7 protein-coding genes are annotated in these 7481 nt (G+C 54.0%); 4 read left to right on the top strand and 3 right to left on the bottom strand.

Features of this window, described 5'->3' with window-relative positions; all coding sequences use genetic code 11:
• The 3 genes from VEI50_13760 to VEI50_13750 all read left to right on the top strand — a co-directional run.
• Positions 1–1114, top strand: a 1114-nt coding sequence (locus VEI50_13760) for a hypothetical protein (protein ID HXX76190.1), incomplete at its 5' end; no start/stop codon positions are given.
• 194 nt (positions 1115–1308) lie between these two features.
• On the top strand, positions 1309–1932 hold the full coding sequence (locus VEI50_13755) for a filamentous hemagglutinin N-terminal domain-containing protein (protein ID HXX76189.1): 624 nt from the start codon (positions 1309–1311) through the stop codon (positions 1930–1932).
• Between the two features lie 66 nt (positions 1933–1998).
• Positions 1999–2838, top strand: coding sequence for a hypothetical protein (locus tag VEI50_13750; GenBank protein ID HXX76188.1), 840 nt, complete (start codon positions 1999–2001; stop codon positions 2836–2838).
• A 113-nt stretch (positions 2839–2951) separates the two neighbouring features.
• On the opposite strand, the gene VEI50_13745 is transcribed toward VEI50_13750, so the two are convergent.
• Positions 2952–3461, bottom strand: coding sequence for a CbiX/SirB N-terminal domain-containing protein (locus tag VEI50_13745; GenBank protein HXX76187.1), 510 nt, complete (start codon positions 3459–3461; stop codon positions 2952–2954).
• 10 nt (positions 3462–3471) lie between these two features.
• A complete protein-coding gene (locus tag VEI50_13740) occupies positions 3472–4452 on the bottom strand; it encodes a DUF523 and DUF1722 domain-containing protein (GenBank protein HXX76186.1) in 981 nt (326 codons plus the stop codon).
• Between the two features lie 1184 nt (positions 4453–5636).
• On the opposite strand from VEI50_13740, the gene VEI50_13735 reads away from it, so the two are divergent.
• Positions 5637–6272 carry a fibronectin type III domain-containing protein gene (locus VEI50_13735; protein ID HXX76185.1) on the top strand — a complete coding sequence of 212 codons (636 nt, stop codon included), beginning with the start codon at positions 5637–5639 and terminating at the stop codon, positions 6270–6272.
• Between the two features lie 337 nt (positions 6273–6609).
• On the opposite strand, the gene VEI50_13730 is transcribed toward VEI50_13735, so the two are convergent.
• Positions 6610–7008: a hypothetical protein gene (locus tag VEI50_13730; protein ID HXX76184.1), complete on the bottom strand. Its 399-nt coding sequence runs from the start codon at positions 7006–7008 to the stop codon at positions 6610–6612.
• Between the last annotated feature and the right edge of the window lie 473 nt (positions 7009–7481).

Raw genomic sequence — 7481 nt, 5'->3', positions numbered from 1 at the left:
CGGCTCCACCACCCTCGCCGCGGCCAACGACATCACGTTGACGAACGCAGGCAACACCTTCAGCACGGTCGGTATTACGAATGGCCACAACGTGGCCTTGACCGATAGCACCGCGCTCAATCTCGCCGCCTCGACGGTCAGTGGGAACCTGAACGTGATTACTAATGGCGCACTGACCCAGAGTGGTGCCATCACGGTGGCGGGCGTCACGACGCTGGCGACCGGCGCCAACGACATCACATTGAGCAACGGAGGCAATAACTTCAGTTCGGTTGGGATCACCAGTGGGAATAATGTCACCTTGACCGACGCGAACGCGCTGACGCTGAACGCTTCGACGGTGACGGGGAACTTCACAACCAATGCCGCCAATTTGACGATCGGCGGTGGCATCGCCTCGACTGGTGGCAACCTCAATCTGACCGGTTCCAACTCAGTCACGCAACTCGCGAACCTTACAGTGGCTGGGAACAACCAAGTCACAGTTACAACTGCGACGGGGCCGATCACGATGGCTGCGGCCTCGACGACTACCAGCGGCACCGGATCGATCGCCTATATGGCGGGAACGGATGCAACGCTGGGATCGCTCAACACGGGAGGATCGGTGAATGTCATCGCCAATGGAGGTTCCGTACTAAGTGCGGTTGGCTCCGGGACTAATGTGACCGCTGGTGCAAACTCAACGCTGCAAGCCTTCAATGGCGTCGTCGGCACGCAGGCTGCGCCAATGACTGTCGCTGTCAATCCGGGAACCTTGAGCATCCGTGCAACCGCCGCTGTTGGAGGAATCTCGGCCTTTCTAACCGGCACCGTCTTGCCGAGTAACGCCCTGACTCTCTTGAACTCCCCGCCTGGGCTCGTCTGCTTCAACGGATGCTCAGTGCCCATTACTCCCAATCCGCCTATTTCGAATCTCTCGAACCTTGTAACGGGCACGTTCGGCTATCTTAATCCGGAAGAGATCGTTCCCATCTTTTATCTGTATGGCCGGCCGATCTTGGGATGGACAATTCGTAGCGTAACGTCGATGTACCTACCTACGATTACCCTCGACCTGCCGCTATTTGATAATCGGGCTGCTACCGCTGGACGGGGCGAGGCAACAAAATAACCATGTTTCATTGCCAGCGGCCATCAGAAACCATGACCAGTTGAATCTTCAAAAGATCACGGTATTTCTCTTCCCTTCATCTCTATAAGGTATTGATTATTAAAGACGAAAAAATGCCTTTTGCCACACACTCTTACGTATCCCCCCATCTGTGTAATGCATCCGTTGGGAGAAGGAGCGATAGTTTGTATTGAATGGATCAGATAATAAACAGACTTGAAAGAAGAAGAGCGGGAAAAACCGTGCCTTATTTCCACAACATGAGCGTGCAGCAAGACCAGCTCATGTTCGCATTTATGTTGTGGGCAATGCTTGCCGCACTCCCAGTGGCAGCACCCCCAGTCTCCGCTGCGAGTTCGTTCGAGGAGCATGCTTCGGTAGGACAGAGCCCTGACCAGACGGCTTCGTCAGTGGGATCTCCTCCAGTCCAAACTTCTGGGACAACTATTCTGAACTGGAACAGCTTTTCATTTGCCACCAATGAGGCTGTCCGCCTTGTTCAGCCCTCGGTATACTCGATCGGCTTGAACCGCGTCGTTGGCATGGACCAATCTGTGGTGTTGGGCCAGCTTCCATCAGAAGACAGCCAATTTATTTTGATCAACCCGCATAAAAATCGCCTCAGTAAGCAGGACCAGATCAACACCGGTGAGTTTTTAGCAACAGCCGTGCAAATCCAAACGGGTGCTTCTCACGCCGATCACGTAAATTCCGAAAAGAATCTACCCAAGAAATTCACGGCAGTCGTCAACGGTAGCACCATACACATATCGGAACATGGCTATGTGACTCTGCTGGCACCGGGTGTATCAACGTAAGGTGTAATCGTTGCGAACGTAGCTCCCGCCCGATCGGACCCAGAACAAAAAGTTACTCTCGACCTCATGAGCGATGGGCTCATTCGTTATGCGATCAACCAGAAAACCTTGAGCCAGGTGACAGGCTTAAACGGTAACGCCTTGGCCAGTGCCGCTTCGAACAGAGAATTAGCGGATGCAGGTGGTGCTCAAGTCCTTCTCAGTGCGCGCTCGGCAGGGGATATTCAGTCTGCGGTGGTGAACACGGGCGGCATCGGTCGTGCCTATCGTCTCGTCAATCGAAGCGGAGCTATCCGCCTCGAAAGCGACGACTCGGGCTCCACGTTGGTCGCAGAGACCTTGAACTCTTCCGGCACGTCAATCGACCGTCGTAGGGGACAAGCCTCCGCCGTTTCGTCGTCAGTCACCTCGCCGGAATCTGCACCGACGCACGTGCCTAAACAATCAAGCGGAGCCAGCGTTCTTCACTCGAATAATCAGAATCCGGCACCATCGACAACAAATACTCCCATGGCGGTTGACTCTGGACTCAAGTCCTACGCGCCACTGAACAGCGAGAACAGAAATATGGATCAGGAGAGATTGTTACCAAATACGTCACGTGAAAAGCCGCGCCCTACGAAACCTTCTCCTTCTGTGTCAGGCCATCCCAAAATAAAATCAGCCCCGAGCAACGTTCCCGTTGAAGCTAAACCAGGGCACAAGGGCGCTGTCCTCTCAAACAAGGATGGCAAAAAGGTGCGTCCCCTCAAGCGGCCACCCAATGTCCTCCAGGACCCACAGCAATCTACGACCCCAGCTTCGCCTGAGTGGCGCCAGCCGAAGTGGAATTTTCTCGAAGATCGGGACGATGGTTCTGCCCAGCATGATGGGAACCGTCAGGCCACAAACCAGACTGCTCACTAGGATTCACGGTAAACCTAGTAGGTCTCGACGCCAATCCTTCAGATCGTTTACGTCAGCCCGTGTGATTAGCAGGCCAAGCGGACGAAGCCTTCCAGCAAATATAGGTTCGATCGTCAGTTGAACCTTGCAATCTGCTCCCGAAGCATCTTCGCCACCATCGTGAGATCAAACGGCCACGCATAGCAGAGTTCAACGCCCGGATACTGTCTTCGCAGTTGCTCAAGGATCTCCGGAATCTCGATCTCCGAGTGCGACCCGCCCGGAGTGAACATGGTCGTCGCCACGGTAATGTGGGTTGCGCCTTTCTTGATGAGGTCCTCCACCGACTCTTCCAGCGTCGGTGCACAAAATTCGTTGTAGGCCACCGCAAAGAGTACCCCGTCCAGCTGTGTACGCAACTGAGCAGCCACCGCTTCGAGACCTGGTTGATAGGGGTCGGTGGCCGGAGTTCTCGGCCAGCGTCGAATTTTCATATCCAGATCGCGTTCTTCCCGCGTAGGCGGAGTCTTGGCAGCCCGCCGCTGGGCTTCCAACCGTTTCAATCTCGTGACCAACTCTTGCGGACAATCTTTCGGAACGCCGCCATGCCCGACCAAAATCACGCCGCGCGTCACTGTTCCCATCGTGCTTCCCTCATAGGTAATTGCGCAGCTGCAGTTCCTTCGGATGCGGATTGAGATACACCTGATTCCGAACATAGTCGATTCGGTATCGAGCGACGTAATGTTTGATCAGTGTGATAGGTACCACCAACGGCACGAGGCCGCGATGGTAATCGTCGATCACGTCGTCCAGTTCGGCTCGTTCGTTCGTGGCCAGTCGCTCTTTCATGTGTCCAACAATGTGAAGGAGGACGTTGACATGCTTCCGAGATGTCGCCTTCACCGCCAGGGAATCCATGAATGCGGCTCCATAACGCTCGATCAATTCCTCTGGGCAGTAGCGACCCGCTTGGGCGACCAATCGGCCAAGCAATTCGTAGTGCTGGCGGCTGTGAGCAAGCAATAAATACTTGTGTGCCGTGTGAAACTCGACGACCGCTTTGCGCTTCAGAGGTCCCCGTGCGAGCATCTGCCAGCGGTGATAACAAAATACCCGCTCGATAAAGTTATCGCGCAAGGCGGGGTCGCACAGGCGACCTTCCTCCTCGACCGGGATTAATGGGAATCGCTTCATGAAGGCTCCCGCAAACAGACCAACGCCGGTCCTGTTCGGCATGCCGCGTCGATTAAAGACTCGTACCCGTTCAATTCCGCAGCTCGGCGAATCCTTTTTGAAAATATAACCCGAGAGGTCGGCGGCTTCGAGGACCTCCAGCTTGTGCTCGGTAAACATCTTCAACGGTTTCGTCATGTCCTGCTCAGATTTGATCGTCACGAGCCGGGGTTGCTGCGTGTCACCAACCAAGCGCATGGCTTCGCGAGGCGTACCGAGGCCTGCCTCGACCTCCGGGCAGATCGGCACCCACTCGACATGGCGCCCAACCACCTCGGTCAGGAACCGGTCTCGCTGGTGCCCACCGTCGTAGCGGACTGCTTCGCCCAAGAGACAACGGCTCACACCGATACGGATCGGGAGCGGTCTGCGATGAGCGTTCTCGATTGATAAGTCCATCACGCCAGCCCGTTCGCAGCTTTTCCCATCACGAGATACTCCTGCCCGGCCGGCTGATGATCGACGACAGGAGCCGGATAGTGAGAGGATGCGAAAGCCGAGATAACCCGAGTCGTTGACAACGCGGACAATCCCTTTCCCCTCCGCTGGAGCTCACGGCACCTATCAATGTCTTCGCTTGTTACTCTTTATCGGCCTTTTTCTCAGTCACCATGCGGCCTAACATTGTTATCACATCTGAAGGGAGGGAGGATATCAAGCAGGAGCGGCGGAGCGAGCCTCGACGGCTAGCCGGGGATACACACCGATGCCCACAGGGACGAGCCTGGGGATTTCACACTTCACCACTCCATCCAGGTTTAGATCCCACAAACGCTTGGAGAGCGCTACTGAAAGCCGGTGTCGTCAGAAACGCGAATGTACTGGCGTGACACTGCTTCTCGTGACACATCTAGAGTATGAGTGTGATGCGTACAAGAGCTTGGAGTTGCCTAGGAGCTTGTCTGCTGGGGGTCATCGCTCTGAGCGCCTGCGGAACAATGCCTCCTCCCTCGGCGGAACACAAAAGCGATCCACCTACTGTTGATCCCAGCGTGGTGCACTCCCTTCAGAGACAAATACGAGAACGAGATAAACGCATTGCGGAGTTAGAGTCCCAGCTTGAGGCTTTGAAGGTGATTGATCAGGACATGGATGAAATGAAAAAACAGAACCGCCTCCCTGCTACCTTGACGCCGCTTGGAACCGACTCACCTCAATAACCTGACCCTTAGACCTTTACATAGTGATTGGCCTGCTGCGTTGCTGACAGGAACAATGCCTCAGCCTCATGGACGATACGTCGTCATACGATATTCTGCCGCTGAATTAATCCTCCCCATACATTTTGCCCGGACAAGGGAAGACCGGGCGACACATATAGCCTAAGAAGTCGCTTCCCTGTCGTAGTTGTAGTATCCAGCCTACGCTCCGACGCCCGATGAGGTTCGGACACCGCACGGTTTTTCGTCGCTGCCACATTAAGAATCCGCGAATTCATTCGGTTCTCGTGGTCTCGTCTGCATGGCATGCATGCTGCTCTGGCGATCCCTCGTCCCCGCGGGAACGACTCTGAAACAACGCAACCATCGAACTCTTCGAGTTCGGAGGGCGACACCGTTTTGCTTGAAACATCGAGGGAACACATGAGTACGTTGAAACAATATTTGTTGTGCACCGGACTCGTTATCACGGTTGCCCTGGCCGCAATTCCCGACGCATTGGCGTTGCAAGCCAGTCCGACAACGTTGAGTTTCCAAGCCGTGCAGGGTGGGAAAATTCTCCCAAGCCAAATTGTGAACGTTCTTAAAAATTCGAATAATATGGTTATCTGGAGCAGCAGGGACAACGCCGCGTGGATAACCGTCTCCCCGACGATGGGAATGATCGCGCGCTCAGCTCAAGTCTCGGTGAGTGTCAATCCTGCGGGCTTGTCCGTGGGCACCTATACGGCAATTGTGACGATCACCGCGGCCAACGGAGGGCGTATCTCAGTTCCTGTAACGTTGACGGTGACGGCTGGGTCCTCCAGCCAGCCAAGCGGTCACAGCACAGCAACGCTCACCTGGAATCCCGATGCCTCTACCAATCTGGCTGGTTACAAGGTGTATCTTGGCACTAGCTCAGGAGTCTATAGCTCTTCCGTGAGCGTCGGCAACGTGACGTCCTATACGGTCTCTAATCTTGGAGTCGGAAACACCTACTACTTCGCGGTGACGGCTTACAATAGTAGCGGTGTGGAGAGTGGTTTCTCGAACGAAGTGAGCAAGAGCATCTATTGAGTGGGACAATGCTTCTGATGATTAAGCAGGCTAGATCGAGTTGGCAGATGTTTCATGCCGAACGATTTGTTCAAAGAATCGACTCACTCGCCTGACTTAATAATAGCTGGCTGGCAATTACACTGGTTGGAACGACAATCTGGTTTTGTCTTCTGTCCCGATAACTGTGTCGCGGAGGTTGAGATCTTAAATCGTTTCCGTCTGATTCTCAGTGAGAACGGTGAGCCGAACCGAATCCCCAATCCACAATGGCCGATAGAGGAAGTGCAAGGAGACAGCAGCACTCACATTTTCTAATTTTTAGCGCAGACGAGTTACAAACCTGTGTGAGGACCGATTATATTGTCATATCCCGCGGAGGTTCCCATAGAATCCAGCGATTCTTCTCATGGATTGATGACTCACCATATCGATTGCCGCACAGCCATTCTTGCGCATGTTCCAGATCATCTTGACGCTCTCGGCAATACCAGATCGGAGCCAAATGACTCTGCTGACATCTCTGGCAATACCGTTCCCAAAGCTTTTTCGGCTTCTCGTTCTGGATGTGCGTGACAATGCGAACCGCATACCGAAACGACTGCCTCAGCGCTTCATCAGCTTGTCCCTCTTCCAGGCGCCGAGCAGCTTCTTCAATTAGACCACGCAACGAATCAGAAAAATCGTAGATTGCATCGTTGATCGCGGTGGTCAGTTCCTCGTTGGTCATCACCTTCCCCCGGTGACGCCATTTCATAACTTCCCGTTCGGCAGCAGACCTTTCTGCTCCAGGGCAGAGGTACGAAAGGCTAGGCCGTCTGTCGAGATGTGTCAAGACTGAGGCAGTGGGGCGCTCCCTGATGAATTGGAACGAATTGCTCAGAAGTAAGGTGTGGTGCCGAAGCCGGGATTTGATTTGAGGCCAGTTCAACAACTTCAATGCTGACGCGGGTTTCACAGGCTTTGAATCGGAAATTCAATGGCTTGTGAAATAAGAAGGAGTGAGATTGAGTGAGTCAGAATGAGCGGAAAGTAGCCCTGCTATACGACCGTTTTACGACCGCTCAGGGTTTTGGAAACCCGTTAAGAGGAGACCAAGTATCCTATGGAGCGTTTTGTTGCGCTTGCTGACCGAGGGCTACGTCTAACTCCGATCGAAAGCCCTTAACCTCGTCTTCTCGTAATTGTATAAAAAACCGATTGAACGACTTAGGTGTCAAGAAGTTGAGC

The sequence above is a fragment of the Nitrospiraceae bacterium genome, from assembly GCA_035623075.1.
In the GTDB taxonomy this organism is placed as follows: domain Bacteria; phylum Nitrospirota; class Nitrospiria; order Nitrospirales; family Nitrospiraceae; genus DASPUC01.
Note: the sequence above shows the minus strand (reverse complement) of the source record. Positions and strands in the feature narration are given on the sequence as shown.

Coding starts and splice junctions, on each gene's coding strand:
- VEI50_13755 (HXX76189.1), top strand. CDS start 1,309: ATGGATCAGATAATAAACAGACTTGAAAGAAGAAGAGCGGGAAAAACC.
- VEI50_13750 (HXX76188.1), top strand. CDS start 1,999: ATGAGCGATGGGCTCATTCGTTATGCGATCAACCAGAAAACCTTGAGC.
- VEI50_13745 (HXX76187.1), bottom strand. CDS start 3,461: ATGGGAACAGTGACGCGCGGCGTGATTTTGGTCGGGCATGGCGGCGTT.
- VEI50_13740 (HXX76186.1), bottom strand. CDS start 4,452: ATGGACTTATCAATCGAGAACGCTCATCGCAGACCGCTCCCGATCCGT.
- VEI50_13735 (HXX76185.1), top strand. CDS start 5,637: ATGAGTACGTTGAAACAATATTTGTTGTGCACCGGACTCGTTATCACG.
- VEI50_13730 (HXX76184.1), bottom strand. CDS start 7,008: ATGAAATGGCGTCACCGGGGGAAGGTGATGACCAACGAGGAACTGACC.